The organism is Paraburkholderia sp. PAMB 6770 (assembly GCF_057748135.1).
This window is the reverse complement of sequence record NZ_CM173239.1, coordinates 134,427-160,185: the sequence shown is the minus strand read 5'-3', so window position 1 is coordinate 160,185 and position 25,759 is coordinate 134,427. Positions and strand designations below refer to the sequence as shown.

Annotated in this window: 24 protein-coding genes; 2 read left to right on the top strand and 22 right to left on the bottom strand. The window is 66.2% G+C overall.

Annotation, left to right across the window (positions count from 1 at the left end; all coding sequences use genetic code 11):
* Positions 1–138: 138 nt before the first annotated feature.
* The 11 genes from purF to AC3AP7_RS18230 all read right to left on the bottom strand — a co-directional run bounded on the left by purF (position 139) and on the right by AC3AP7_RS18230 (position 12,084).
* Entirely contained in the window at positions 139–1,686 is a 1,548-nt protein-coding gene (gene purF, locus AC3AP7_RS18280) for an amidophosphoribosyltransferase (protein ID WP_487364000.1), read from the bottom strand.
* Between the two features lie 105 nt (positions 1,687–1,791).
* Positions 1,792–2,286 carry a CvpA family protein gene (locus AC3AP7_RS18275; RefSeq protein WP_487363999.1) on the bottom strand — a complete coding sequence of 165 codons (495 nt, stop codon included), beginning with the start codon at positions 2,284–2,286 and terminating at the stop codon, positions 1,792–1,794.
* Positions 2,287–2,293: 7 nt separating this feature from the next.
* Entirely contained in the window at positions 2,294–3,100 is an 807-nt protein-coding gene (locus AC3AP7_RS18270) for an SPOR domain-containing protein (RefSeq protein WP_487363998.1), read from the bottom strand.
* A gap of 29 nt (positions 3,101–3,129) precedes the next feature.
* Positions 3,130–4,440, bottom strand: coding sequence for a bifunctional tetrahydrofolate synthase/dihydrofolate synthase (gene folC / locus AC3AP7_RS18265; protein WP_487363997.1), 1,311 nt, complete (start codon positions 4,438–4,440; stop codon positions 3,130–3,132).
* A gap of 331 nt (positions 4,441–4,771) precedes the next feature.
* Complete coding sequence (gene accD / locus AC3AP7_RS18260; RefSeq protein ID WP_487363996.1) at positions 4,772–5,644, bottom strand: acetyl-CoA carboxylase, carboxyltransferase subunit beta; 873 nt, start codon at positions 5,642–5,644, stop codon at positions 4,772–4,774.
* 87 nt (positions 5,645–5,731) lie between these two features.
* A complete protein-coding gene (gene trpA / locus AC3AP7_RS18255; protein ID WP_487363995.1) occupies positions 5,732–6,544 on the bottom strand; it encodes a tryptophan synthase subunit alpha in 813 nt (270 codons plus the stop codon).
* 57 nt (positions 6,545–6,601) lie between these two features.
* Entirely contained in the window at positions 6,602–7,540 is a 939-nt protein-coding gene (locus AC3AP7_RS18250) for a DNA-methyltransferase (RefSeq protein WP_487363994.1), read from the bottom strand.
* Positions 7,541–7,552: 12 nt separating this feature from the next.
* Positions 7,553–8,746: a tryptophan synthase subunit beta gene (gene trpB / locus AC3AP7_RS18245; protein WP_487363993.1), complete on the bottom strand. Its 1,194-nt coding sequence runs from the start codon at positions 8,744–8,746 to the stop codon at positions 7,553–7,555.
* 52 nt (positions 8,747–8,798) lie between these two features.
* Positions 8,799–9,524: a phosphoribosylanthranilate isomerase gene (locus tag AC3AP7_RS18240; protein ID WP_487363992.1), complete on the bottom strand. Its 726-nt coding sequence runs from the start codon at positions 9,522–9,524 to the stop codon at positions 8,799–8,801.
* Positions 9,521–10,333 carry a tRNA pseudouridine(38-40) synthase TruA gene (gene truA / locus AC3AP7_RS18235; RefSeq protein WP_487363991.1) on the bottom strand — a complete coding sequence of 271 codons (813 nt, stop codon included), beginning with the start codon at positions 10,331–10,333 and terminating at the stop codon, positions 9,521–9,523. The genes AC3AP7_RS18240 and truA overlap by 4 nt, the downstream gene beginning before the upstream one ends.
* Positions 10,330–12,084 carry a FimV C-terminal domain-containing protein gene (locus tag AC3AP7_RS18230; RefSeq protein ID WP_488324847.1) on the bottom strand — a complete coding sequence of 585 codons (1,755 nt, stop codon included), beginning with the start codon at positions 12,082–12,084 and terminating at the stop codon, positions 10,330–10,332. Before AC3AP7_RS18230 ends, truA begins: the two co-directional genes overlap by 4 nt.
* On the opposite strand from AC3AP7_RS18230, the gene AC3AP7_RS18225 reads away from it, so the two are divergent.
* Positions 12,083–12,727: a hypothetical protein gene (locus AC3AP7_RS18225; RefSeq protein ID WP_487363990.1), complete on the top strand. Its 645-nt coding sequence runs from the start codon at positions 12,083–12,085 to the stop codon at positions 12,725–12,727. The genes AC3AP7_RS18230 and AC3AP7_RS18225 overlap by 2 nt on opposite strands.
* 344 nt (positions 12,728–13,071) lie before the next feature.
* Here AC3AP7_RS18225 and asd read toward each other — a convergent pair whose 3' ends face one another.
* The 11 genes from asd to AC3AP7_RS18170 form a co-directional block, all read right to left on the bottom strand.
* On the bottom strand, positions 13,072–14,193 hold the full coding sequence (asd, locus tag AC3AP7_RS18220; protein ID WP_487363989.1) for an aspartate-semialdehyde dehydrogenase: 1,122 nt from the start codon (positions 14,191–14,193) through the stop codon (positions 13,072–13,074).
* A gap of 397 nt (positions 14,194–14,590) precedes the next feature.
* Positions 14,591–15,664, bottom strand: coding sequence for a 3-isopropylmalate dehydrogenase (gene leuB, locus AC3AP7_RS18215; RefSeq protein ID WP_487363988.1), 1,074 nt, complete (start codon positions 15,662–15,664; stop codon positions 14,591–14,593).
* A 65-nt stretch (positions 15,665–15,729) separates the two neighbouring features.
* On the bottom strand, positions 15,730–16,380 hold the full coding sequence (leuD, locus tag AC3AP7_RS18210; RefSeq protein WP_487363987.1) for a 3-isopropylmalate dehydratase small subunit: 651 nt from the start codon (positions 16,378–16,380) through the stop codon (positions 15,730–15,732).
* 77 nt (positions 16,381–16,457) lie between these two features.
* The gene (gene leuC, locus AC3AP7_RS18205) at positions 16,458–17,867 is read right to left on the bottom strand and encodes a 3-isopropylmalate dehydratase large subunit (RefSeq protein WP_487363986.1); all 1,410 of its coding nucleotides are present in this window, start codon (positions 17,865–17,867) and stop codon (positions 16,458–16,460) included.
* A 294-nt stretch (positions 17,868–18,161) separates the two neighbouring features.
* Positions 18,162–19,463: a citrate synthase gene (gltA, locus tag AC3AP7_RS18200; protein WP_487363985.1), complete on the bottom strand. Its 1,302-nt coding sequence runs from the start codon at positions 19,461–19,463 to the stop codon at positions 18,162–18,164.
* A 73-nt stretch (positions 19,464–19,536) separates the two neighbouring features.
* Positions 19,537–19,806 carry an FAD assembly factor SdhE gene (locus AC3AP7_RS18195; RefSeq protein ID WP_487363984.1) on the bottom strand — a complete coding sequence of 90 codons (270 nt, stop codon included), beginning with the start codon at positions 19,804–19,806 and terminating at the stop codon, positions 19,537–19,539.
* Position 19,807: 1 nt separating this feature from the next.
* The gene (locus AC3AP7_RS18190; RefSeq protein WP_487363983.1) at positions 19,808–20,509 is read right to left on the bottom strand and encodes a succinate dehydrogenase iron-sulfur subunit; all 702 of its coding nucleotides are present in this window, start codon (positions 20,507–20,509) and stop codon (positions 19,808–19,810) included.
* A gap of 27 nt (positions 20,510–20,536) precedes the next feature.
* Complete coding sequence (sdhA, locus tag AC3AP7_RS18185; RefSeq protein ID WP_487363982.1) at positions 20,537–22,312, bottom strand: succinate dehydrogenase flavoprotein subunit; 1,776 nt, start codon at positions 22,310–22,312, stop codon at positions 20,537–20,539.
* 4 nt (positions 22,313–22,316) lie between these two features.
* The gene (gene sdhD / locus AC3AP7_RS18180; RefSeq protein WP_487363981.1) at positions 22,317–22,685 is read right to left on the bottom strand and encodes a succinate dehydrogenase, hydrophobic membrane anchor protein; all 369 of its coding nucleotides are present in this window, start codon (positions 22,683–22,685) and stop codon (positions 22,317–22,319) included.
* A gap of 4 nt (positions 22,686–22,689) precedes the next feature.
* Positions 22,690–23,103 (bottom strand): succinate dehydrogenase, cytochrome b556 subunit, encoded by a 414-nt coding sequence (gene sdhC / locus AC3AP7_RS18175; protein WP_487363980.1) that lies wholly within the window; start codon positions 23,101–23,103, stop codon positions 22,690–22,692.
* A gap of 191 nt (positions 23,104–23,294) precedes the next feature.
* Positions 23,295–24,095 carry a GntR family transcriptional regulator gene (locus AC3AP7_RS18170; RefSeq protein WP_487363979.1) on the bottom strand — a complete coding sequence of 267 codons (801 nt, stop codon included), beginning with the start codon at positions 24,093–24,095 and terminating at the stop codon, positions 23,295–23,297.
* A gap of 495 nt (positions 24,096–24,590) precedes the next feature.
* Between AC3AP7_RS18170 and AC3AP7_RS18165 the strand changes: the two genes are divergently transcribed.
* Positions 24,591–25,574 carry a malate dehydrogenase gene (locus AC3AP7_RS18165; protein WP_487363978.1) on the top strand — a complete coding sequence of 328 codons (984 nt, stop codon included), beginning with the start codon at positions 24,591–24,593 and terminating at the stop codon, positions 25,572–25,574.
* The last annotated feature ends 185 nt before the right edge of the window (positions 25,575–25,759 follow it).

Here is a 25,759-nt window from a genome sequence, read left to right as displayed (position 1 = left end):
GGCGGACGGTTGCGGCAACGCCACCGTTCGCTTTAGCTGTTTCGGGTTGCCCCGCGTCCGCAAGCTGAAATCAAATCGACGCAAGCGGTTATCGTAACATGCGCGGCGCGCCGCGTGCAGCGCCGCCGCGCCGGGCACTCACTCCACCGACAGTTGCAGATGCAGTTGCGAGCGCGCCGCGCCGGCTTCGATCGCCTCGCCTGCCGCGTCGCGGTCCGATTGTGCGGACGGCGCAAGGCGCGCACTTTCGATGCGATCGAGGTATTCGCTCGTGACGTCGCCGGTGATGTAATTGCCGTCGAAGCACGACGCTTCGAACTCCTTCAGCGCGGGGTTCGTGTCGCGCACCGCCTGCTTCAGATCCTCGACGTCCTGGTACACGAGGTGGTCGGCGCCGATGATGCGCGCCACTTCGTCGTCGGTGCGGCCATGCGCGACCAGCTCGCCGCGGGTCGGCATGTCGATGCCGTAGACGTTCGGGAATTTCACCGGCGGCGCCGCCGACGCGAAAATCACCTTGTTCGCGCCCGCATCGCGCGCCATCTGCACGATTTCGTGCGAGGTAGTGCCGCGCACGATCGAATCGTCGACGATCAGCACGTTCTTGCCCTTGAATTCGATCGCCATCGCGTTCAGCTTCTGGCGCACCGACTTCTTGCGCACCGCCTGGCCCGGCATGATGAACGTGCGGCCGACATAGCGGTTCTTGAAGAACCCCTCGCGATACTCGACGCCGAGCACCTTCGCCACCTGCATCGCCGCCGGACGCGACGAGTCGGGAATCGGCATCACGACGTCGATCGGCACGTCGGGCAACTCGCGGCGGACTTTCTCGGCCAGGTAGTCGCCCATGCGCAGACGCACGTTGTAGACCGGCACGCCGTCGAGCACCGAGTCGGGACGCGCGAGGTACACGAGTTCGAAGATGCAGGGATTCAGGCTCGCGTTCGGCGCGCATTGCTGCGCATGCAGGTTGCCGTCGAAATCGATGAAGATCGCTTCGCCCGGCACCACATCGCGCACGAATTCGAAGCCGACGCCTTCGATCGCAACCGACTCCGACGCGAGCATCCACTCGACGCCCTGCGCCGTTTCCTGCTTGCCGATGCACAGCGGCCGGATGCCGAACGGGTCGCGAAACGCGAGCAGCCCGTAGCCCGAAATCAGCGACACGATTGCGTACGAGCCGCGCACGCGCCGGTGCACGCCCGACACCGCCTTGAACACCGAAGCCGGATCGAGCTGCAGCCCCGAGGTCGACAGCTGCAATTCGTGCGCGAGCACGTTCAGCATCACTTCGGTGTCGGAATTGGTGTTGATGTGGCGGCGGTCGACGCGGAACATCTCGTCTTTCAGCTGCTGCCAGTTCGTCAGGTTGCCGTTATGCGCGAGGATGATGCCGAACGGCGCATTCACGTAGAACGGCTGCGCCTCCTCCTCGCTCGACGCGGAACCGGCCGTCGGATAGCGCACCTGGCCGATGCCGCTGGTGCCCGGCAGGCTGCGCATGTTGCGCGTGCGGAACACATCGCGCACCATGCCGTTCGCCTTGTGCATGTGGAAGGTGCTGCCGTTCGCCGTCGCGATGCCGGCCGCGTCCTGACCGCGATGCTGCAGCAGCAGCAAGCTGTCATAGATCAGCTGATTGACCGGGGATTGTGAGATTACGCCTACGATGCCGCACATGGCATGTCCTTCAAAGGTACGAAATTCTTCACGGCGACCGGCGCCGCGCCGGCAGCCGGATGACGCCGGGGTCCTGCCCGCCGCACGCGCCCGCGTAACGACGGATCAGACATGGATGTACGCGGCCAGTGCCTCGGGCAGCAGCGGTTTCAGTTCGTGCACGCCGGCTACCGCATAGGGCCGCAACACCGCGTCGCGCCAGAAAGTCTGCTGGGGCAGAGCGGTCAAGCCCGCGAGGGCGACCAGAATCAGCACCAGCACGACCCCGCGCACGAGGCCAAACATCAAACCGAGCGAGCGGTCGACGCCGCCGAGGCCCGACACCTGCACGAGCCGCACCAGCAGCGCATTCGCCACGCCCACCACCAGCATCACGCCGATCACGAGCAGCACGAACCCGAGCAGCCACTGCGTCAGCGCGCCGCCCGGCCAGTTCGCCGGCAGATACGGCACGACCGCGCCGACGAAGTGGCACGCGATCAGGAACGACGCCACCCAGCCGATCAGCCCGAACACCTCGGACAGGAAGCCGCGCCATGTACCGCGCAACGCCGACAAACCGATCACGACCATTACAGCGTAGTCGAAGGCGGTGAACATCGCCGCGTCAGTGTCCCGAACCGTTGTGCGAGCCCGACATCAGGCCCGCCTCGCGAACCTTCGCAATCGCCGCGCTCGCCGCCGCACGGTCGGCGAACGGGCCCGCCCGCAGCAGCGTACGCACGGAACCGTCTTCCTGCTTGCGGCGTTCGATATAGGCCGGCACACCGAGCGCCCGCAGACGCGTCACCCACGGCTTCGCGCTGGCGTCGTTCGGAAACGAGCCCAGCTCGACCGCAAAGCGGTTGCCCGGCGGCGATGCCGGCGCGCCGGAATCGGTCGGAGCGGGCATGGGCGGATTCGCGGCGGTTTGCGTCGGCACCGTGCCCGCCCGCTTCGCCGGCGGCATTGTCCGGGTGGCGATCGACGGGCCGTTCGCGGCGCCCGATGACGCCGCCGGAGAGCCGTGCGGCGCGGCGCCAGCCGTCATCGCCCCCGACGCGCCGGTCGCGGCGGCGCTGTCCGGCGGAATGTCGGCCTGCGTGTCGGCGTCCGCGGCGGCGGCTTTCGGCACCGGGCGGCTTGGAATGTCGATGGCGATATCGCCGGTAACGGGTTTCGGGTGCGAATCGAGCACCATCGGCAGGATCACGACGGCGGCCACGACCATGGCAATCGCACCGACAAGCCGGCGGCGGGCGCGCTGCTTTTCGGGCAGCATCGGGTCGAGCAGCATGGCGTCGGCATCCGGCCTTTCCGCGCGGCGGCTTCGCCGCTCGACCCGCTCGCCGCGGGCTGCTGTGCGGGCGGAACCGGCCTTTGCGCCCCGACGGGCGGGCGCGTCGTCTTTCTTGCCGAACGAGAAAATTCCCATGAATGGCTTGCTTCGCGGCTGCCGCGCGTTCAGTGTTGCTGCGATTTACGGTAGGCCATCACACCGGCCACCGTATAGAAACTGCCGAAAACCGCAATTCTATCATTCTCCGACGCGTGTTCTAACGCGTACTGATAGGCCTCGGCAGGCGAGGCAAAGCGTTTCACGCCGTGCTCCGCGCCGTCCGACACGCCGGCTTCGCGCAGCAACGCCTCCAGATGCCCGGACGTGGCGGCGCGCGGCGTCGGCAGGTCGGTGATGCACCAGTGGTCGATCTCGCCTTTCAGATGCTGGATCACGCCGGCGATGTCCTTGTCCTGCATCGAGCCAAATACCGCGTACGTGTACGGAAAATAGCCCATGTTGCCGAGATTTTGCGCAAGCACCGCTGCCGCGTGCGGATTATGGCCGACGTCGAGCACGATCGCCGGCTTGCCCGGCAGCACCTGGAAGCGTCCCGGCAGTTCGACGTTCGCGAGGCCGAGCCGGATGTCCTGGGCCGACACCGGCAGACGGTCGCGCAGCGCTTCGAGCGCGGCGAGCGCCGCCGAGGTGTTGATCAGCTGGTTGGCGCCGCGCAACGCCGGATAAGCCAGCGCCGAGCGCCGCAGCGTGCGGCCGACATAGCTCCATTGCTGCCGCTCGCTGCCGGCCTGGCCTTCGTAGCGGAAATCGCGGCCGAAGAGCCACAGATCGGCGCCGATCTGCTCCGCGTGGTCGATCAGCGTCTGCGGCGCGACCGGATCGGCGCAGATGGCGGGCGTGCCCGCGCGGAAGATGCCGGCTTTCTCGAAGCCGATCTTCTCGCGGGTATCGCCGAGGTACTCGGTATGATCGATGTCGATGCTGGTGATCACCGCGCAATCGGTGTCGAGCACGTTGACCGCGTCGAGCCGGCCGCCGAGGCCGACCTCGAAGATGACCGCATCGAGGTTCTGCGACGCGAACAGACGCATGATCGCGAGCGTCGTGAATTCGAAGTAGGTCAGCGAAACCGGTTCGGGCAGGCTCAACCGGGCGGCCTCGACGGCCTCGAAATGCGGCAGCAGATCCGCGTCGCTCGCGATCGCGCCGTTCACGCGCGCGCGTTCGTTGAAGCTGAGCAGGTGCGGCGAGGTGTGGCAGCCGACCCGATAGCCCGCCCGCAGCAGGATCGATTCGAGGATCGCGCAGGTCGAGCCCTTGCCGTTGGTGCCGCCCACCGTGATGATCGGGCACGCGAACGACAGGCGCAGCGCGTCGCGCACCTTGCCGATCCGCTGCAGGCCCATGTCGATGCCGACCGGATGAGCGGATTCGAGATGCGTGAGCCACGCATCGAGAGTGGGGAATGTGGTCATACGATCGGTCAATCGGGTGAATCGGTCCATCGCGACGGGGCCACACGGCGGGGTGCGCGCGGTCCGCCCGCGGTATCTCAGCCGTATCCCCGCCGTACCCGGACACGCAAATGGGGGCGCACGGCGGATCCTGCAAGCGCGGCGCGGTCCGCCCGCGGCAAAACCGCGCAGCCGGGCGCGCGATCCGTCCCCGCCGCGCCGCATGGTTCGCCTCGCACGCCGCGAGCGCGATTATCGCGGAAATGACAGCGCGCCGCTCGATACCCGCTCGCGGCGCGCTCCTTTGATGCGTGATCGCACGGCCCGGCGGGCCGCGCGGCCCGGGTCCGCGTCAGGCGACCGCGTCGGCCGGCTGGCGCGACATCAGCGCCATCAGGCGTGCGAGTTCCTCGCGCAGCTTGCGGCGATCCACGATCATGTCGATCGCGCCTTTCTGCAGCAGGAACTCGGCGCGCTGGAAGCCTTCCGGCAGCTTCTCGCGCACCGTCTGCTCGATCACGCGCGGACCGGCAAAGCCGATCAGCGCCTTCGGCTCGGCGATCACGACGTCGCCCAGAAACGCGAAGCTCGCGGACACGCCGCCCATCGTCGGATCCGTGAGCACCGAGATGAACGGCAATTTCGCCTCGGACAGCCGGGTGAGCATCGCCGTGGTCTTCGCCATCTGCATCAGCGACAGCAGGCTCTCCTGCATCCGCGCGCCGCCCGACGCGGTAAAGCAGATGAACGGCACCTGCTGTTCGAGCGCGTTTTTCGCCCCGCGCACGAAACGCTCGCCGACCACCGAGCCCATCGAGCCGCCCATGAACGCGAACTCGAAGCACGCGACCACGCACGGCAGCGTGTGGATGGCGCCGCCCATCACGACCATCGCGTCGGTTTCGTCGGTTTCTTCGATCGCCTCTTTCAGACGCTCCGGATACTTGCGGCTGTCCTTGAATTTCAGCGCGTCGACCGGCACGATTTCCTGGCCGATTTCATAGCGGCCTTCCGGATCGAGCAGGCCGTCGAGACGCTCGCGCGCGCCGATCCGCATGTGGTGATCGCATTTCGGGCAGACGTGCAGATTCGCCTCGACATCGTTGCGGTACAGCACCGCTTCGCAGGACGGGCACTTGATCCACAAGCCTTCCGGAATGCCCTTGCGGTTTTTCGGGTCGGTTTGCTTGATTTTGGGCGGCAGCAGTTTGTCGAGCCAGCTCATATCGATTCCTTTCTGGGTCGTCGCGCGCGCCGGGAACAGGCCGCCGGCACGCCGGGAGCAGACGAAAAAACAGACGAAAAATGACGGTTATCGGGCGACGATGATCTCGTCGAGCGCCGCGCGGATCTCCGCGACGAATCGCGTCAAGGTGTCGGCGGCCGTCTCCGGCGCGGCTTGTTCGAGCAATTGCACGATACGGCTGCCGATCACGACGGCATCGGCCATCTTGCCGACCGCGCGCGCCGCCTGCGCGTCGCGGATGCCGAAACCGACGCCCACCGGCAGGGGGACACGCGACCTGATGGCCGGGATTTTACTCGCGATGCTGGAAAGGTCCAGATTTCCCGCGCCGGTCACCCCTTTGAGCGACACATAATAAACGTAGCCGCTCGCGATACGGCCCACTTCCTCGATGCGTTCGGCGGTCGATGTCGGCGCGAGCAGGAAGATCGGGTCGATGTCGGCCGATCGCATCTTTTCGGCGAAATTAGCGCATTCTTCCGGCGGATAATCGACGACGAGCACGCCGTCGACGCCCGCGTCCTGTGCCGCGGCCGCAAACGCGTCGACGCCCATCCGCTCGATCGGGTTCGCGTAGCCCATCAGCACGACCGGCGTACGCGCGTCGCGCGCGCGAAACTGCTTCACGTTTTCCAGCACGTGGCGCAGCGACACGCCGCGCGCGAGCGCGCGCTCCGAGGATGCCTGGATCACCGGGCCGTCGGCCATCGGATCCGAAAACGGCACGCCCAGTTCGATCACATCGGCGCCGCCGGCGGCGAGCGCGTGCATGAACTCGACGGTGCGGGCCGGATCCGGGTCGCCGGCCGTCATGAACGGAATCAGCCCTTTTTTGCCTTGCGCGGCCAGTGCCGCGAATGTGTTCTTGATACGGGACATGGGATTATTCTCGAAAATGGGAACGGGCAAGGTCGGCAGACCGGCAACCCCGCGCGCTCAGGTCTCGGCGGCGAGCGGCGCAAGCGGCGTCACGGCCGCGCCGGGGCCTGCCGGCCCTGCCGCGCTGACGCGCTCGCGCGCGATCGCGCAGTAGGTTTCATTGATTTCGTAGCCGACGAATTCACGCCGCTGGCGCGCGCAGGCGACCGCCGTCGTGCCGCTGCCCATGAACGGGTCCAGCACGCGGCCGCCGGGCGGGCAGCTCGCCAGCACCATCCGCTCGACGATTTCGAGAGGCTTCTGGGTCGGATGATCGACCCGCTCGGCATGCTGCCGATGCAGGCGCGACACCGACCAGACGTCTTTCGGGTTGTAGCCGAGCTCCAGCCATTTGCTGCCTTCGAACAACTTTCGTGAACGCGCCTTCTTCGTGACGGCATCGTACGGGATGCGGACGGGATCGAGATCGAAGTAATAATCCTTCGATACCGCGAAGAAGCCGATGTTGTCGTGCACCGACGTGAAACGGCGCGTCGTGCCGCCCATGCTCGGCACGCGCCGGTCCCAGATGATCTCGTTGACCATCGTCAGACGCGTCTTCAGGAAGCAGAAGATTTCCGGCGCGTACTGCCACGTGCAGAAAATGTACAGCGAACCAGTCGGTTTGAGCTTCGGGATCGCGAGTTCGAGCCAGTTGCGCGTCCAGGCGAGAAAATCGTCGCCCGAGCGCATATCCGAATCGTTACCGTAGTCCTTGCCGAGCCCGTAAGGCGGATCGGCGAGGATCAGATCGATCGAGCCGTCAGGCAGGTTCGCCGCATCGGTCAGAAAGTCGCGGTTCAATAGCGAGATGCCTTCCGGCACCGTCGCCACCGCGGCCGGTTGCGGCGCCGGGGCGACCGCCTGCTCCGCCGGGGTGGCGGGCAGCCGGGCCTCGACGCCGTCGCCGGGAGGCATCCCGGCGGCCGGCTGCGGCTCGTCAAACGCGTCGCGCATCGTCGGCGGCGCTCAGAACCGGATGCCCGATCGCTCGGCGACCGTGTGCATGTCCTTGTCGCCGCGCCCCGACAGGTTCACCAGAAGGTATTTGTCCTTCGGCAGCGTCGGCGCGAGCTTCACCGCGTACGCCATCGCATGGCTCGATTCCAGCGCCGGAATGATGCCTTCGATCCGGCAGCAGTCGTGGAACGCCTTGAGCGCTTCTTCGTCGGTGATGCCGACATATTGCGCGCGGCCGCTGTCTTTCAGCCACGCATGCTCCGGACCGACGCCCGGATAGTCGAGCCCCGCCGACACCGAGTGCGTTTCGATGATCTGCCCGTTTTCGTCCTGCAGCAGGTACGTCCGGTTGCCGTGCAGCACCCCGGGCGAGCCGCCGATCAGCGACGCGGCATGCCGGCCGGTAGCGAGGCCGTCGCCGGCCGCTTCGACGCCGATCAGATGAACCGCTTTGTCGTCGATATACGGATAAAAGATGCCCATCGCGTTCGATCCGCCGCCCACACACGCAATCACCGCGTCCGGCTGGCGTCCGACGAGTTCCGGCATCTGCACCCGGCATTCGTCGCCGATCACGCGCTGGAAATCGCGCACCATCATCGGATACGGATGCGGGCCCGCGACCGTGCCAATGATGTAGAACGTGTTTTCGACGTTGGTGACCCAGTCGCGCATCGCTTCGTTGAGCGCGTCCTTCAGCGTGCGGGAGCCGGATTCCACCGGCACGACGGTCGCGCCGAGCAGCTTCATCCGGTACACGTTGGCGGCCTGGCGGCGCACGTCCTCGGAGCCCATGTAGACCACGCACTCCATGCCGAAGCGCGCGGCGATCGTCGCGGTGGCAACGCCATGCTGGCCCGCGCCGGTCTCGGCGATCACGCGCGGCTTGCCCATGCGCCGTGCGAGCAGCGCCTGGCCGATCACGTTGTTGATCTTGTGCGCGCCGGTGTGGTTCAGGTCTTCGCGCTTCAGGAATATCTGCGCGCCGCCCAGTTGCTCGCTCCAGCGCCGCGCGTGATAAATGGGCGACGGGCGGCCGACAAAATACTTCAACTCGCGTTCATATTCCGCGATGAAGTCGGGATCTTTCTGGAATTTCGCGTAAGCCTCACGCAGCTCGTCGAGTGCGTGGACCAGCGTTTCTGCGACGAAAACACCGCCAAACTGGCCGAAATGACCGCGTTCATCGGGCAAGTTATACATGATGTCACTCTCTCAGTGGGCCGCCGGCAGCGCTTGACGCCGGCCGGCCAGATCAACTCGCGTCCGCCGCGCGCACCGCGCGCACGAACGCCGCCATCCGGGCGTGATCTTTCACGCCCCGGGCGCCCGCGACTTCGATGCCGCTTGAGACATCGACCGCATACGGGCGCACGCAACGGATCGCGTCACTGACGTTTTGCGCGTTCAACCCACCACTCAAAACGGCCCGACGCGCGAGCTCTGCTGGAATAAGTGACCAATCGAAGACCTTTCCGCCGCCGCCATAGCCTTCGACATGGGTGTCGAACAGGAGGCCGCTGGCAGCTGAATAATCAAGAGACGATTTTAGCAAATCGGCTTGCCGAGTATCCGCTGCGACCCGCAGCGCGCGCAACCAAGGCAAACCCGCAATGCCGGCGAGCGTCTCGCATTGCGCCGGCGTTTCGTCGCCGTGGAACTGCAGCAGCGTCAGCGGGACGTTGCTCGCCACCTCGTTGATCCAGTCGGGCGTCGCGTTGACGAACAGCCCGACGATCGACACGAACGGCGGCACGTCGCGCACGAGATCGAGCGCCTGCGCGACGCCGACCGCACGCGCGCTCGGCGGATAAAAGACGAGACCGATCGCGTCGGCGCCGAGGTCGATCGCGTGCGCGACGTCCTCGGGCTTCGACAAGCCGCACAGCTTGATGCGCGTTCGATGCGGGGCCGCCGCGCTCGTTGCGTCGGCCTGCGCGTGCGCTGCGCCGCTCGATGGCGCGATGGACGTGTCGTTCATGATGAGGCGGTTTCACTCCAGACGTGACCCCACGGTACGCTGCCGGCGTGAGCGGGCGGCACCGCGAATTCATCAGGATAGCCCACCTGGGCAAGATACAGGCCGTCGGGCATGAAAGTGGGGGCGGCGAGGGTGCGGTCGCGGCTCGCGAGCACGTCGGCGAGCCATTCGGGCGCATGGCGGCCACGGCCGATTGCGACCAGACAGCCCATCAGGTTGCGCACCATGTGATGCAAAAACGCATTCGCCCGGAAGCGGAAATGGATGAAGTCGCCCTGCGGCCGCACGTCGATCCGATACAGGTGCTTGACGGGCGATTTCGCCTGACATTCCGACGAGCGGAACGCCGAGAAATCGCGCTCGCCGATCAGATACGCGGCGGCGGCGCGCATCGCGTCGACGTCGAGCGGCGTGTGCACCCAGCCGGCCCGCGCGGCGAGCATCGGCGAGCGCACCGGATGCACGTAAAGCGCGTAGTAGTAGGTGCGCTCGAACGCGGAGAAGCGCGCGTGAAACGTGTCGGGCATCGGCTTGGCCCATTGGACCGCGATGGTCGACGGCAGAAACGCATTGGTGCCGCGCACCCACGAAAAAGGCGCACGATCGAGCGCCGTATCGAAATGGACGACCTGGCCCAGCCCGTGCACGCCGGTATCGGTGCGTCCGGCGACGACTGTCGCGAGCGGCGTCTGCGCGAATTCGCGCAGCGCGCGCTCCAGCGCGTCCTGGACGGTTCGGCCGTGCGGCTGCGACTGCCAGCCGCAAAACGCCGAGCCGTCGTACTGGACACCCAGCGCAACACGCGTCATGACAGCGGCGCAAGCGTCGACAGCAGCGCACGCGCTTCGCTGCGCGTGGTGGCGTCGCCGGCGTCCATCACTTCCTGGATCAGCGCGCGGGCGCCGGCCAGATCGCCCAGCTCGATGTATTCGGACGCGAGGTCGAGCTTGTTGCGGGCAATCCGGACGAGATCCTGCGGCGTGAACAGCGGCAGCGGCTGCGCAGGACCCGGCGGCAGATCCAGGTCGAAGTCGAGTTTCAGCGAACCGAACGGCGCCGCCCCTGCGGCCGCCGGGTGCATCGGCGCAGGCCGCGCGGCTTCGGGCGGGCTAGCCGCCGTATCGGGGCCACGCGCCGGCGCGGGTGCGGGCGGGTGCGCAGCGGGAGCGGCCGGAGCGGCGGGAGCGGCCGGTGCAGCTTGCGGCTCGGCGCGCGGCGGCAGCCCCAGCGCAAGACCGCCAAACGCATCGAGCGCATCGCGAGGGAAGGACTCGGGTGGCGACGCGGTTGCGCCTGCCCCTGTTGTCGGCGTCACAGACGGGTGTGCGCTGCCGGAAGGTAGCGCGGATCCCGTCGATACCGGCGCTGCATCAGGCTGCGGCGAGACGGGTTCCGATGCTTGCGCCGGCTCCTCGCGCGGGTCGAATCCGCCTGAAGGCGCGGGGGACTCCGTCGCAGCCGGCTGCACGGTTTCCGCCGGCTCGAAGTCGAGTTGCGGCGTCGGCGGCGGACTGGCGAGCGAGGGTTCGGTCGGCGCGGGATTTGTATCGCGCGGCGCTTGATCGTACTCGGCCGCGTGCGGGGCTGTCGGCCGATCGGCGTCTGCGGCCGCCGACGCGAGGTCGCCCGGGACAGCGGATTCGTCAGCGGCGCGTTGCGAGGCCGCGCGTTCGGCGGCTTCACGCTCCGCTACTTCGCGGGCCGCAGCCCCACGTTCGGCGGCTTCGTGCGCGACAGCTTCACGCTCCGCTGCTTCGCGCGCCACCGCCTCACGTTCGGCGGCTTCCTGAGCCGCGGCTTCACGCTCCGCTGCCTCGCGAGCCGCAGCCTTACGTTCGGCGGCTTCCTGCGCGGCGGCTTCGCGCTCCGCCGCTTCGCGCGCCGCAACCTCACGCTCGGCGGCTTCGTGCGCGGCAGCTTCACGCTCCGCTGCCTCGCGCGCCACAGCCTCACGTTCGGCGGCTTCCTGAGCCGCGGCTTCACGCTCCGCTGCTTCGCGAGCCGCAGCCTCACGCTCGGCGGCTTCCTGCGCGGCCGCTTCACGCTCCGCTGCTTCGCGCGCAGCACCCTGTGCGGCGCCGTCCTGCGACAGCGGCGTCTCGACTTCCGTTTCCCCGCGCGCCGGCGCCGGCGCTGCAGCCGCAGCGCGCAGCCGCGCCACCTGTTCCGCCGACAGCGCCCGCGGCTCGTCACTCTCTTCGGCACGCGCGGCAGCCGTGGCGCTGGCCGCCGCCGCGCTATTTGCCCGCTTCATCCGGCGCAAACCAAGCCCGGCCAACAACGCCACGAGCGCCGCGCCGACCAGCGCGGCAATCCCCAGCGCCTGCGACGACAGACCGGCAACCGCGCCGCGCGCCTCTCCGGCCATACCGGCCGCGGGCGTGCCCCGCGCACCCGAGATCGAGCGGGCGCCCGATGCCGCAGCCGGATGGGCCGTCTGTGACGGCGTCGCGGACGAATGACCGATGCCGTGCTTCTGCAATTCCTGCAGCACTCTGCTCTTGAGTGCGAGCAGTTGTTGCAGGCTGGAGACCTGCGTCGGCGCCTTCACGACCGGCATGCCGGCGGACGCCGACGTGCTCGCCGCCGCGCCGGCGCCAGCCGAGACGCCGCTCGACGCCTGGATCGCGCCCGTCCACACGTGCGTGCCGCTCGCCGGCAACGCGCGCGCGGTCGCGGCCGCCGACGCAGGCGCCAATGCACGCGCCGCCGACGCAGACGCCGTGACAGCCGTGACAGCCGTGACAGCCGCGCCGGAAGCGGTCGCTGCGGGCGTCGATGCCGCGGCTTGCGCGGGCATGCTCGCCGCGACAGCCGCCTGTCTCGCCGGCGCACTCGCGGCCTTCATGGCGCTTGCCGGCATAGCAGCCGTCGCGGCATTGCCGTGCGCCCCACTGGCCGACGCGGCGCCAGGCGACGCCGCAGCCGCAGCCACCGTCGACGCGGCTTGCGCCGAAGCAGACGCCGCCCCGCCGGATACCGCGGTACCCGACGCCCCCACCGCACCCGAGGCCCCCGCCGCCACCGGCGTCCCGGTGACATCGAGCGCGGGAATCGTCAGCGTCGCCCCCAGCTTCAGACGGCTCGGATCGTTCCCCATGAATGCGCCCGGGTTTGCATCGAACAGCGCCTTCGATGCGCGCGCGAGCACCGCGCGGTCGTGCGACCCGGTCGCATCGACTGCGATATCGTGCAGCGATTGACCCGGATGCACGGTGTACTGGCTACCCGCTGCGAGCGGCGCGGACGCCGCGACGGGCGCGCTTGCCGCATCCGCGGTCGCCGCCCGCGCGTTGTGCGCAATGGCGGCGCCCCATGCCAGTGCGACCGTTGCCGCGATCCGGCAGGCACGGTTACGCCACGTGAGTGGTCGGTCAAGCGATGGTCGGCTAAGGATTCGGAAAGTCATCGGGACCGGAAGCGCGTCAACGTTCAGCGCCTGATTGCAGTTGGAAGAGAGCAAGATTTTCGAGGCCACAATGAAAAAAGCGCCGCGCAAGCGCGACGCTTTCTGAGCTTTTTACGCGTCGTAGTCGCGTAGTTTACTTTACTTGTCGAGCAGAATGCGCAGCATCCGGCGCAGCGGTTCGGCCGCGCCCCACAGCAGCTGATCGCCCACCGTGAAGGCCGACAGATACGACCCGCCCATCGCGAGCTTGCGCAGGCGCCCCACCGGGACCGTCAGCGTACCGGTCACGACGGCCGGCGACAGATCGCGGATCGATGCCTCGCGCTCGTTCGGCACGACCTTGACCCAGTCGTTGGCGGCCGCGAGCACGCCCTCGATCTCGTCGAGCGGCACATCCTTCGTGAGCTTGATCGTCAGCGCCTGCGAATGGCAGCGCATCGCGCCGATACGCACGCACAGTCCGTCGACCGGGATCGAACCCGATGCGCCCATCGCCGGCTTGCCCAGAATCTTGTTGGTTTCGGCGCCGCCCTTCCATTCTTCCTTCGACATGCCGTCGCCGAGATCCTTGTCGATCCACGGAATCAGCGAACCGGCAAGCGGCACCCCGAAATGATCGACCGGCATGCCGTCGCTGTTCATCGCGGACAACACCTTGCGGTCGATATCGAGGATCGCCGACGACGGGTTGCGCAGGTCGTCTTTCGCCGCATCATGCAGCGTGCCCATCTGCTGCAGCAGTTCGCGCATGTTCTGCGCGCCCGCGCCCGACGCCGCCTGATAGGTCATGGCCGTCATCCACTCGACCAGGTTCGCGCGGAACAGGCCGCCGAGCGCCATCAGCATCAGGCTGACCGTGCAGTTGCCGCCGATGAAGTTCTTCTGCCCCTTCACGAGCGCGTCCTTGATCACGTCCAGATTGACCGGATCGAGGATGATGACCGCGTCGTCCTTCATGCGCAGCGACGACGCCGCGTCGATCCAGTAGCCGCTCCAGCCGGCCGCGCGCAGCTTCGGGAATACCTCGTTCGTATAGTCGCCGCCCTGGCAGGAAATGATCGCGTCGCATTTCTTCAGGTCTTCGATGCTCGACGCGTCCTTGAGCCGGGTCTCGTTTTTCGCGAACGACGGCGCCTGGCCGCCTGCATTGCTCGTGCTGAAAAACACCGGTTCGATCAGATCGAAATCGCCTTCCTGCTGCATACGCTGCATCAGGACGCTGCCGACCATGCCGCGCCAACCTACGAGACCTACGTTCATGACACTACCCTTGGATTGATGGCTTCCCCGCATCCTGGCCCGCAGTGACCGCGCGGGGAAGATGGGCGGACACAACGGACGATCAGCGAATCCGGATCGTTTTCGGGGTAATCGTTTTGATGGAAATGGCGAACTCAACCACACGGGCCGTTTTGCCGTGGTGGTTCAAGACCGAGGAGATCGGGGGAAGCGTCGCCATCGCAACAGTCTACACGAAAACCAGGTGCAAGCGGCCCGCCGCGATGGCGGATCGGCGCCGAACCGGCGCCCGATTGCGCACTTTGCCGCGCTTTTATGCAAAAACGGCCCGCCATCGGGCCGTCGGTCAACGCCTCCCATACGCGCGGCCGCTGCGACAACCGGCTTGCGCCGCCCGTCGCAGCGGGGGGAGCATCGCTCAGCTCGCGAGCGCGGCGACGACCGCGTCGCCCATTTCCGCGGTGCCGACCTGGCGGCAGCCCGGCGTGACGATATCGCCGGTCCGGTAGCCCTGTTCGAGCACCTTCTTCACCGCGTTCTCGATCCGCTCGGCCTGCTCCGCGCGGTTCAGCGAATAGCGCAGCATCATGGCTGCCGACAGGATCGTCGCGAGCGGATTGGCGACGCCCTTGCCCGCGATGTCCGGCGCCGAGCCGTGCGACGGCTCGTACAGGCCCTTGTTGTCCTTGTCGAGCGAAGCCGACGGCAGCATGCCGATGGAGCCGGTGAGCATCGCAGCCTCGTCCGACAGGATGTCGCCGAACATGTTGCCGGTGACGATCACGTCAAACGACTTCGGCGCCTTCACAAGCTGCATCGCCGCATTGTCGACATACATGTGCGACAGTTCGACGTCCGGATAGGCCTTCGCGACGTCGATCATCACGTCCTTCCAGAACTGCGACGTTTCGAGCACGTTGGCCTTGTCCACCGAGGTCAGCTTGCGGCCGCGCTTTTGCGCCGCCTGGAACGCGACGTGCGCAATGCGGCGCACTTCGGGCTCCGCGTACCGCATCGTGTCGAAACCCTCGCGCGCGCCGGCGAACGGGCCATCCGGCGCTTCGCGCACGCCGCGCGGCGCGCCGAAGTAGATGTCGCCGTTCAGTTCGCGCACGATCAGGATGTCGAGGCCCGACACGACCTCCGGCTTCAGCGACGACGCACCCGTGAGCTGCGGGTAGCAGATCGCCGGACGGAAGTTGGCGAACAGCTGCAGATGCTTGCGCAGCCCGAGAATGGCCTGCTCCGGGCGCAGCGCGCGCTCGAGCGAATCGTACTTCCAGTCGCCGACCGCGCCGAACAGGATCGCGTCGGCCTGCTTCGCGAGCGCGAGCGTCGCGTCGGGCAGCGGATGCCCGCTCGCCTCATAGCCGGCTCCGCCCACCGGCGCCTGCTCGAGCTCGAACGACTCGCCGAGCACGTTCAACACCTTGACGGCTTCCCTGACGATTTCCGGGCCGATGCCGTCACCGGGCAACACTGCAATCTTCATGCGACTTTCCTGGTTGGTTTTCTGAGTGACCTGAACAACGGATGCAGCAAAAGCGAACGACGCGTCTAGCCGACGATGCGGTGGTTCAGCCACGGCTGCTTCGCGATGCGCTCCGCCTCGAACTGGCGAATCTTGTCCGCGTGGCGCAGCGTGAGGCCGATGTCGTCGAAACCGTTCAGCAGGCAGTACCGGCGAAACGGTGCGACTTCGAACGGGTATTCGGTGCCGTCGCCGGCGCGCACGACCTGCGCGTCGAGATCGATGGTCAGCTCGAAACCGTTGAACGCACACGTTTCGTTGAACAGGCGATCGACCTGCTGCTCGCTCAGCACGATCGGCAGCACGCCGTTCTTGAAGCAGTTGTTGTAGAAGATGTCCGCGAAGCTCGGGGCGATCAGCGCGCGAAAGCCGTATTGCTGCAGCGCCCACGGCGCGTGTTCGCGCGAGCTGCCGCAGCCGAAGTTCTTGCGCGCGAGCAGGATCGACGCGCCCTTGTAGCGCGGCTGGTTCAGCACGAAGTCCGGGTTCAGCGGCCGCTTCGAGTTGTCCTGGCCCGGCTCGCCGTGATCGAGGTAACGCCACTCATCAAACGCGTTCGGGCCGAAGCCGGTCCGCTTGATCGACTTGAGGAACTGCTTCGGAATGATCGCGTCCGTGTCGACGTTCTCGCGATCGAGCGGCGCCACGACGCCAGTATGTACGACGAATTTGTCCATGGTCTATCACCCGGAGGAGGAACCGGCGGCGCGAGCCTCGCTGGGCCGCCGGTGGAATCGGAACAGGATGCGCCGGCCTAGCCGAGCTTGCGGATATCGACGAAATGGCCTTCGATGGCGGCGGCCGCGGCCATCGCGGGGCTCACCAGGTGCGTGCGTCCGCCCGCGCCCTGCCGCCCCTCGAAGTTGCGGTTCGACGTCGACGCGCAGCGCTCGCCCGGTTCGAGCCGGTCCGCGTTCATCGCGAGGCACATCGAACAGCCCGGTTCGCGCCATTCGAAACCGGCCTCGACGAACACCTTGTCGAGCCCTTCGCGCTCCGCCTGCGCTTTCACGAGACCGGAGCCCGGCACGACCATCGCGAGACGCACGTTCGGCGCGACGCGGCGGCCCAGTTTGCGCACGACGTATGCAGCGGCGCGCAGATCCTCGATGCGCGCGTTCGTGCACGAACCGATGAAGATCTTGTCCGGCTTGATCGATTCGACCGGCTGGTTCGGTTCGAGCGCCATATATTTCAGCGCACGCTCCATCGCGTCGCGCTTGACCGGATCCTTTTCGCGGTCCGGGTCGGGCACGCGGCCGTCGACCGGCGTAACCATTTCCGGCGACGTGCCCCACGTGACCTGCGGCACGATTTCGGCGGCGTTGAGCTCGACCACGCGATCGAACTGCGCGCCCTCGTCCGAGCGGAACTGCCGCCAGTATTCGACCGCCTGGTCCCATTCCGGCCCCTGCGGCGAGAACGGACGGCCCTTCAGGTACTCGATCGTCATGTCGTCCACGGCGACCATGCCGGCGCGCGCGCCCGCCTCGATCGCCATGTTGCAGACGGTCATGCGGCCTTCCATCGACAGCCCGCGGATCGTCGAACCGCCGAATTCGATCGCATAGCCGGTGCCGCCCGCCGTGCCGATCTTGCCGATGATCGCGAGCACGATGTCTTTCGCCGAGCAGCCGCGCGGCAGCGGACCTTCGACCTTCACGAGCATGTTCTTGCTCTTTTTCTGCAGCAGCGTCTGCGTGGCGAGCACGTGCTCCACTTCGGAGGTGCCGATGCCGTGTGCGAGCGCGCCGAACGCACCGTGCGTGGACGTGTGCGAGTCGCCGCAGACGATCGTCATGCCCGGCAGCGTCGCGCCCTGCTCGGGCCCGATGATGTGCACGATGCCCTGGCGCAGGTCGTTCATCTTGAACTGCGTGATGCCGTAGGCGTCGCAGTTCTCGTCAAGCGTGTCGACCTGCAGCTTCGAGATCGGATCGGCAATGCCGTGGCTGCGATCGGTAGTCGGCACGTTATGGTCCGACACCGCCAGGTTCGCACTGATGCGCCACACCGGGCGCTGCGCGAGCTTCAGGCCTTCGAAGGCCTGCGGGCTGGTGACTTCGTGCAGCAGATGACGGTCGATATAGAGAATCGCCGTGCCATCTTCTTCCGTGTGGACCACGTGCGAGTTCCACAATTTGTCGTAGAGAGTCTGTGCCATGGTAGTGGGGGGTAGAGTGACTGCGGGCAAGCCGTGTGCAAACGATTATGCCACGCAGCCCGCCGATTTGCGTGTCGCGTCGCGAAAAAACCGATAAAAAACAGTGAGTTGGGTGGTAGTGCCGATACCTGTATCGACGTTACCCGGGAGCGCTGCAGGCAGACAGCGGAATACGCGAAGTCGTCGGCGCACATAAAAAAACACCCCGGCGGTCGACCCGCCGGGGTGTTTTGTTTTCGCTTCCGCTTTCGTCGCGCGCGGGCCGCAGGGGGCCCGGCGCATCGCTCAGCGCGCTCAGCGCTGCGCGATCGGCTTCGCCTCGCGCGGCGCCGCACCGATGAACAGCTGGCGCGGACGGCCGATCTTCTGCTCCGGATCCGCAATCATCTCGTTCCACTGCGCGATCCACCCCACCGTGCGCGCCATCGCGAAGATGCACGTGAACATCGCCGTCGGTATCCCCAGCGCCCGCTGCACGATCCCCGAATAAAAGTCCACGTTCGGGTACAGCTTGCGCGACACGAAGTACTCGTCCTCCAGCGCGATCTTCTCCAGCTGCATCGCCAGCTTGAACAGCGGGTCGTCGTGCAGCCCCAGCTCCTCCAGCACCTCGTGGCACGTCTCGCGCATCAGCTTCGCGCGCGGATCGTAGTTCTTGTACACCCGGTGACCGAAGCCCATCAGCTTCACCCCCGAGTTCTTGTCCTTCACCTGGCGGATGAACTCCGGAATCTTCTCCACCGAGCCGATCTCCTCCAGCATGTTCAGCGCCGCCTCGTTCGCCCCGCCGTGCGCCGGGCCCCACAGGCACGCAATGCCCGCCGCGATGCATGCAAACGGATTCGCCCCCGACGAGCCCGCCAGCCGCACCGTCGAGGTCGACGCGTTCTGCTCGTGGTCCGCGTGCAGGATCAGGATGCGGTCCAGCGCCCGCACCAGCACGTCGTTCACCTCGTACTCCTCGCACGGGTTCGAGAACATCATGCGCATGAAGTTCGCGCTGTACGACAGATCGTTGCGCGGATACACGAACGGCTGTCCGATGCTGTACTTGTACGCCATCGCCACCAGCGTCGGCAGCTTCGCGATCATGCGGATCGCCGACACCTCCCGGTGATGCGGATTATTGATGTCCAGCGAGTCGTGGTAGAACGCCGACAGCGCTCCCACCGCCGCCACCAGGATCGCCATCGGATGCGCGTCGCGACGGAAACCCCGGAAGAAAAAGTGCATCTGCTCGTGCACCATCGTGTGCTTGGTCACCGTGTTTACGAATGCCGTCTTCTGCGCCTCGTCCGGCAGCTCGCCATTCAGCAGCAGGTAGCACGTCTCCAGAAAATCCGCGTTCTGCGCCAGATTGTCGATCGGATAGCCCCGGTACAGCAGCTCCCCCTTGTCCCCGTCGATGTACGTGATCGCCGAGTTGCACGCCGCCGTCGACATGAACCCCGGATCGTAGGTGAACTTGCCGGTCTGGCCGTACAGTTTGCGGATGTCGATCACATCCGGGCCCATCGTGCCCTTGTAGATCGGCATTTCAACGCTCGGCGAATTGTCGCTGAACGATAGCGTGGCTTTAACATCTGACGGGGTCATGGCACATCCTCAATCGAAGGTATGGAAACAGGGTTTCGATAATTGCACGCCTGGAACAACGGACTTGCTCCGCTCACGCACTGCGCAGCAGCTCCAGCACCCGATGAATATCCGGGTCGGCAAGGTCGCCCTCCGGATCCTTGCGCGAGAGCAGCAGGTCCATCAGGTCGTTATCGCTCAGCTCGAGCAGGCGGGTGAGTGCGCCCACGTCGGCGTCGCTGAGGTCATGCTCGTACTTGCCGAAAAAACGCTCGAAGATCAGATCGTTTTCCAGCAGGCCGCGCCGGGCGCGCCAGCGAAGGCGCGCCCGGCGCAGCGGATCGGACTGATGCGGCTCGTCCATGTCAAACCGCGCGCCGCACCATCAGTTCCTTGATCTTGCCGATCGCCTTCGTCGGATTGAGGCCCTTCGGGCACACGTCGACGCAGTTCATGATCGTATGACAACGGAACAGACGGTAAGGATCCTCAAGATTGTCGAGCCGCTCGCCGGTGGCTTCGTCGCGGCTGTCCGCGATGAAGCGGTAGGCCTGCAGCAGCCCCGCCGGGCCGACAAACTTGTCCGGGTTCCACCAGAAGCTCGGGCACGACGTCGAGCAGCTTGCGCACAGAATGCACTCGTACAGGCCGTCGAGTTCGTCGCGCTCCTGCGGGGACTGCAGGCGCTCCTTCTCGGGCGGCGGCGTATCGTTGATCAGATACGGCTTGATCGAGTGATACTGGTTGAAGAACTGCGTGAAGTCGCAGATCAGGTCGCGCACCACCGGCAGGCCCGGCAGCGGACGCAGCACGATCTTCTGCGGCAGGTCGTTCAGGTTCGTCAGGCACGCGAGACCGTTCTTGCCGTTGATGTTCATGGCGTCCGACCCGCACACGCCCTCGCGGCACGAGCGGCGGAACGACAGCGTTTCGTCTTGCGCCTTCAGCTTCACGAGCGCGTCGAGCAGCATGCGCTCGTGCTCGATCTCCAGCTCGTACGTCTGCATGCGCGGCGCCGCATCCTTGTCCGGATCGTAGCGGTAGACTTCAAAAATTCGTTTGGCCATTTCCGATTCCTTTTGACTGGCTTTGGCTTAGAACGTACGGGCCTTCGGCGGCACCGATTCGACCGTCAGCGGCTTCATGTGAACCGGCTTGTAGTCGAGCTTGTCGTTTTCGCTGTACCAGAGCGTGTGGCGCATCCAGTTTTCGTCGTCGCGATGTTCGTAGTCGCTGTGCGCGTGAGCGCCGCGGCTTTCCTTGCGGGCTTCCGCCGACACCATCGTCGCGCGCGCCACCTCGATCAGGTTCGCCACTTCGAGCGCTTCGACACGCGCCGTGTTGAACACCTTCGACTTGTCCTTCAGGTGAATGCCCGCTGCGCGTTCGGCCAGCTCCTTCACCTTCTCGACGCCCTCGGACAGCAGCGCCGACGTGCGGAACACGCCTGCGTGCGTCTGCATCGTCGAGCGGATGTCGTTCGCGACCGCCTGCGCGTATTCGCCGGAGCCCGAGTTGTCGAGCTTTGCGAGGCGCGCGAGCGAGAATTCGGCGGCGTCCGCCGGCAGCGGCTTGTGCTCGCGTATTTCCTTCACGTGCTTGACGATGTGGTTGCCGGCCGCGCGGCCGAACACCACGAGGTCGAGCAGCGAGTTCGTGCCGAGGCGGTTCGCGCCGTGCACGGACACGCACGAGCATTCGCCGACCGCGTAGAAACCGTTGACCGGATCTTCATGACCCTTCGACGTGCCCACGACCTGGCCGTGCATGTTGGTCGGAATACCGCCCATCTGGTAGTGGATGGTCGGCACGACCGGGATCGGTTCCTTGATGCAGTCGACGTTCGCGAACTTCAGCGCGATCTCGCGAATCGACGGCAGACGCTTCATGATCGTCTCGGCGCCGATGTGCGACAGGTCGAGCAGCACGTGGTCCTTGTTCGGACCCACGCCGCGGCCTTCCTTGATTTCCTGGTCCATCGAGCGCGACACGAAATCGCGCGGCGCGAGGTCCTTCAGCGTCGGCGCGTAGCGCTCCATGAAACGCTCGCCGTTCGCGTTGCGCAGAATGCCGCCTTCGCCGCGCACGCCTTCGGTGATCAGCACGCCCGCACCGGCCACGCCGGTCGGGTGGAACTGCCAGAACTCCATGTCCTGCAGCGCGATGCCCGAGCGCGCCGCCATGCCGAGGCCGTCGCCGGTGTTGATGAACGCATTGGTCGACGCCGCGAAGATGCGGCCCGCGCCGCCCGTGGCGAACAGCGTGGTCTTGCCTTCGAGGATGTAGACGTCGCCGGTTTCCATTTCGAGCGCGGTGACGCCGAGCACGTCGCCTTCCGCGTCGCGGATCAGGTCGAGCGCCATCCATTCGACGAAGAACTGCGTCTTCGCCGCCACGTTCTGCTGGTACAGCGTGTGCAGCAGCGCGTGGCCGGTCCGGTCCGCAGCCGCGCAGGCACGCTGCACCGGCTTTTCGCCGTAGTTCGCGGTGTGGCCGCCGAACGGACGCTGGTAGATCGTGCCGTCCGCGTTGCGGTCGAACGGCATGCCCATGTGCTCCAGTTCGTAGACGGCGTTCGGCGCCTCGCGGCACATGAACTCGATCGCGTCCTGGTCGCCGAGCCAGTCGGAGCCCTTGATCGTGTCGTAGAAGTGGTAGTGCCAGTTGTCTTCGCTCATGTTGCCGAGCGATGCGCCGATGCCGCCTTGAGCGGCGACCGTGTGCGAGCGCGTCGGGAACACTTTCGACAGCACGCACACCGACAGGCCCGCGCGCGCGAGTTGCAGCGAAGCGCGCATCCCCGAGCCGCCCGCGCCGACGATCACCACGTCGAAGCGGCGACGCGGCAGAGAATTCTTGATTGCAACCATGCTTTTACACTCTCCAGAGAATCTGCGCCGCGTAGCCCGCACACGCGAGCAGCCAGACGATCGTCAGGGCTTGAAGGAACAGGCGAACGCCGACAGGCTTGATGTAGTCCATCCAGATATCGCGCACGCCCACCCACGCGTGGTAAAACAGGGACAGCAGCGTCACGAAGGTGGCGAGCTTCATCCACTGGGTCGCGAAAATCGCGGCCCAGCCGTCATACGAAAACGCCTGTGCGCCAAAGAACCACACGAGCAGGACGACCGTGTAGATCGCCATGATGCAGGCGGTGATGCGCTGTGCGAGCCAGTCGCGCAGACCATAGTGCGCGCCCACGACGAGGCGCTTCGGACCGATCCGGTTGTTCGCTGCCATTTTTTTAGAAAGCTCCGAAGAGTTTGAGCGCGAAGGCGATCGTCAGGAGCGACGACACGATCACGACGACGAGGGACGTCTGCTTGCCGCCTTCCCTGGAGACCGCGCGATGCGTGTCCATCAGCAGGTGCCGCAGGCCGGCGCAGAAATGCAGCAGGAAAGCCCACGCGAGAACCAGCGTGATCAGCTTGACGACGATGTTGGAGAGGAAGGCCTTGAAGACTTCGAAGCTCAGCTCCGAAGTGAGGCTTTGATCGAAGAGGTACAGCAGGAACGGAAGGAAAATGAAAAGTAACCCACCGCTCACGCGATGGAGAATCGACACACGCCCCGCTAGTGGAAGGCGATATGCCGTCAGTATCTGCCCGAGCCCGATGTTGCGGTACTCCGGCCTCGCTTTTTTTACGGCTTCAGCCATGCTAGACCCCTACTATGTGATAAAACTAATCCGCGATTTTAGCGCCTTTTTATATCGCGCTGCAGCGAAAACTCCCACCGCAGCCTTGCCGCACAGGCAACGGCGAGGTCTGCAGGCGGGGCCGCGCACGACGCATGCCCACACCGCCAGCCGTCCCGGCGCGCCCCGTTCCGCACCCCCGCGGAACCGGTTCAGCTGAGATCGTTCTGATAGTAGTACCCGGTTGTGACATACCAACCGCGCCGCACTTCGACAGGCCGGTCTCCATACGTATAGGACACGCGCTCGACGGATAGCAAAGGAAATCCTGCCGGCACGTGCAGCAGATCGGCGACCGCCGGGTCCGCGGCAACCGCGCGGATCTTCTCCGACGCCCGGATCATGCGGGTGCCGAACTCCGTCTCGAACATCGCGTAGAGCGGGCCTGCATACTCGGACAGGCGCTCGAACGTGAGCCCCCGGAACATGTTGCCGGGCAGCCAGATCTCGTCGAGCACCGTCAGTTCGCCGTCGAACTGCAGCAGGCGGCGGATCAGCACCACCGCCTCGGCCGGCTTCAGGTCGAGTTGCCGCGCAATGTCGGCCGACGCGCGCAGACGGCGGCATTCGAGCAGCCGGCTCACGTGCGGATGCTCGGCGCCGTCGTCCGCGAGCAGGCGCAGAAAGCGGAACTGCGCGCGGTCTTCATTGTGCGTTGCAACAAACGTGCCCTTGCCCTGACGGCGCACGAGCAGGTTGTCCGCAGCGAGTTCGTCGATCGCCTTGCGCACGGTGCCCTGGCTCACCTTGAAGCGCGCCGCCAGTTCCACTTCGCTGGGAATGATCTCGCCCGGCTTCCATTCGCCCGATTCGAGGCTCTGCGTGATGAGCGCCTTGATCTGCTGATAGAGCGGGCTGAACGTGGGCGACGCGGCCGCGGCAGGGGCGGCCGCGCCTTCGCCCGGGCCCGCGGGGCCGCCCGGATTCGCGATGCTCGGCGGGTTCGATGACATGCGCGCATTTCATCATAAAGGCCGCGCCGCCGTCCAGCGCTTTGCCCGCAATAGATATGTCTTATATAAGACATAAGATACGGTTGACTTTGCGTCAAGCGGCTCCTAAACTCCGTGGCGAGCAAGGGTTCAAGGGAAATCCGACCGCGCGGACCGGCAGAATTTGCACGCCGCGATCGGCTTGCCGAAGGCCGCTCTGCACATGCTGTAGTCTCATGCGGTTCCGCTTTCGATTCGCCGGCCCTGATCCGTCAGACGCTTCGGAAACACACCCTTGCAGGCACCCCGGCACCCTGCAGCGGCCCGCGGTCTCCCGGCGCGCCTCGCTGCACTGCTTTCCGGCATGACGGGTCGCCGCCATGCGTCGCTGCATCCCGGCGCCCGCCGGGATCGCGCGCAAAGGGCGTACCCGCCGTGTTTCATCACGCTTCGCCTAACGCCCATATAGAATGGCGTTTTCCCTAGCGTCTAACGCATCGTCCTGGAGAATTCTCAATGGCTAAGCCCGCAAAGCGCGTTGCCGTCACCGGCGCCGCAGGTCAAATCGCTTACTCCCTGCTGTTTCGCATCGCCAACGGCGACCTGCTCGGCAAGGACCAGCCCGTGATCCTGCAGCTGCTCGACCTGCCGCAAGCGCAAGCCGCTGTCAAAGGCGTGGTGATGGAGCTGGATGATTGCGCGTTCCCGCTGCTGTCCGGCGTGGTCATCACGGACGATCCGAAGGTGGCCTTCAAGGACGCCGACGTCGCGCTGCTGGTCGGCGCGCGTCCGCGCTCGAAGGGCATGGAGCGCAAGGACCTGCTGTCGGCCAACGCCGAGATCTTCACGGTGCAGGGCAAGGCGCTGAACGAAGTCGCGAGCCGCGACGTGAAGGTGCTGGTGGTCGGCAACCCGGCCAACACGAACGCGTACATCGCGATGAAATCGGCGCCGGATCTGCCGAAGAAGAACTTCACCGCCATGCTGCGCCTCGACCACAACCGCGCGCTGTCGCAACTGGCCGCCAGGTCGGGCAAGCCGGTCGCGTCGATCGAGAAGCTCGCCGTGTGGGGCAACCACTCGCCGACGATGTACCCGGACTTCCGCGTCGCCACCGCGGAAGGCGCGTCGCTCACGCAGCTGATCAACGACGACGAGTGGAACCGCAACGTGTTCATCCCGACCGTCGGCAAGCGCGGCGCGGCGATCATCGAGGCGCGCGGGCTGTCGTCAGCGGCATCGGCGGCCAACGCGGCCATCGACCACGTGCGCGACTGGGTGCTCGGCACCAACGGCAAGTGGGTCACGATGGGCATCCCGTCGGACGGCTCGTATGGCATCCCTGAAGACATCATCTACGGCGTGCCGGTCGTGTGTGAAAACGGCGAGTACAAGCGCGTGGAAGGCCTCGCGATCGACGCGTTCTCGCGCGAAAAGATGGACGCGACGCTGCAGGAACTGCTCGAAGAGCGCGAAGGCGTCCAGCACCTGCTGGGCTGAGCGCCGGATGCCAGCCCGCCGGAACTGTGTTGCGCCGCGACCGGTTCCGGTTTTTTGACGTGCTTCAGGGGCGAACACGGACGGGCCGGCCGGCATGCCGGCGCCCCCCGCGTGAACCTCGCCCCTGATGCGAGCGCGTTTTGCGCGCGAGGCTGCCGCCGCAGCCGCCACGCAGAGCGCACCCG

Excerpts from the sequence above, each read along its gene's own strand:
- purF (WP_487364000.1), bottom strand. The coding sequence starts at position 1,686 with ATGTGCGGCATCGTAGGCGTAATCTCACAATCCCCGGTCAATCAGCTG.
- AC3AP7_RS18275 (WP_487363999.1), bottom strand. The coding sequence starts at position 2,286 with ATGTTCACCGCCTTCGACTACGCTGTAATGGTCGTGATCGGTTTGTCG.
- AC3AP7_RS18270 (WP_487363998.1), bottom strand. The coding sequence starts at position 3,100 with ATGGGAATTTTCTCGTTCGGCAAGAAAGACGACGCGCCCGCCCGTCGG.
- folC (WP_487363997.1), bottom strand. The coding sequence starts at position 4,440 with ATGACCACATTCCCCACTCTCGATGCGTGGCTCACGCATCTCGAATCC.
- accD (WP_487363996.1), bottom strand. The coding sequence starts at position 5,644 with ATGAGCTGGCTCGACAAACTGCTGCCGCCCAAAATCAAGCAAACCGAC.
- trpA (WP_487363995.1), bottom strand. The coding sequence starts at position 6,544 with ATGTCCCGTATCAAGAACACATTCGCGGCACTGGCCGCGCAAGGCAAA.
- AC3AP7_RS18250 (WP_487363994.1), bottom strand. The coding sequence starts at position 7,540 with ATGCGCGACGCGTTTGACGAGCCGCAGCCGGCCGCCGGGATGCCTCCC.
- trpB (WP_487363993.1), bottom strand. The coding sequence starts at position 8,746 with ATGTATAACTTGCCCGATGAACGCGGTCATTTCGGCCAGTTTGGCGGT.
- AC3AP7_RS18240 (WP_487363992.1), bottom strand. The coding sequence starts at position 9,524 with ATGAACGACACGTCCATCGCGCCATCGAGCGGCGCAGCGCACGCGCAG.
- truA (WP_487363991.1), bottom strand. The coding sequence starts at position 10,333 with ATGACGCGTGTTGCGCTGGGTGTCCAGTACGACGGCTCGGCGTTTTGC.
- AC3AP7_RS18225 (WP_487363990.1), top strand. The coding sequence starts at position 12,083 with ATGCCGGCGGACGCCGACGTGCTCGCCGCCGCGCCGGCGCCAGCCGAG.
- AC3AP7_RS18230 (WP_488324847.1), bottom strand. The coding sequence starts at position 12,084 with ATGCCGGTCGTGAAGGCGCCGACGCAGGTCTCCAGCCTGCAACAACTG.
- asd (WP_487363989.1), bottom strand. The coding sequence starts at position 14,193 with ATGAACGTAGGTCTCGTAGGTTGGCGCGGCATGGTCGGCAGCGTCCTG.
- leuB (WP_487363988.1), bottom strand. The coding sequence starts at position 15,664 with ATGAAGATTGCAGTGTTGCCCGGTGACGGCATCGGCCCGGAAATCGTC.
- leuD (WP_487363987.1), bottom strand. The coding sequence starts at position 16,380 with ATGGACAAATTCGTCGTACATACTGGCGTCGTGGCGCCGCTCGATCGC.
- leuC (WP_487363986.1), bottom strand. The coding sequence starts at position 17,867 with ATGGCACAGACTCTCTACGACAAATTGTGGAACTCGCACGTGGTCCAC.
- gltA (WP_487363985.1), bottom strand. The coding sequence starts at position 19,463 with ATGACCCCGTCAGATGTTAAAGCCACGCTATCGTTCAGCGACAATTCG.
- AC3AP7_RS18195 (WP_487363984.1), bottom strand. The coding sequence starts at position 19,806 with ATGGACGAGCCGCATCAGTCCGATCCGCTGCGCCGGGCGCGCCTTCGC.
- AC3AP7_RS18190 (WP_487363983.1), bottom strand. The coding sequence starts at position 20,509 with ATGGCCAAACGAATTTTTGAAGTCTACCGCTACGATCCGGACAAGGAT.
- sdhA (WP_487363982.1), bottom strand. The coding sequence starts at position 22,312 with ATGGTTGCAATCAAGAATTCTCTGCCGCGTCGCCGCTTCGACGTGGTG.
- sdhD (WP_487363981.1), bottom strand. The coding sequence starts at position 22,685 with ATGGCAGCGAACAACCGGATCGGTCCGAAGCGCCTCGTCGTGGGCGCG.
- sdhC (WP_487363980.1), bottom strand. The coding sequence starts at position 23,103 with ATGGCTGAAGCCGTAAAAAAAGCGAGGCCGGAGTACCGCAACATCGGG.
- AC3AP7_RS18170 (WP_487363979.1), bottom strand. The coding sequence starts at position 24,095 with ATGTCATCGAACCCGCCGAGCATCGCGAATCCGGGCGGCCCCGCGGGC.
- AC3AP7_RS18165 (WP_487363978.1), top strand. The coding sequence starts at position 24,591 with ATGGCTAAGCCCGCAAAGCGCGTTGCCGTCACCGGCGCCGCAGGTCAA.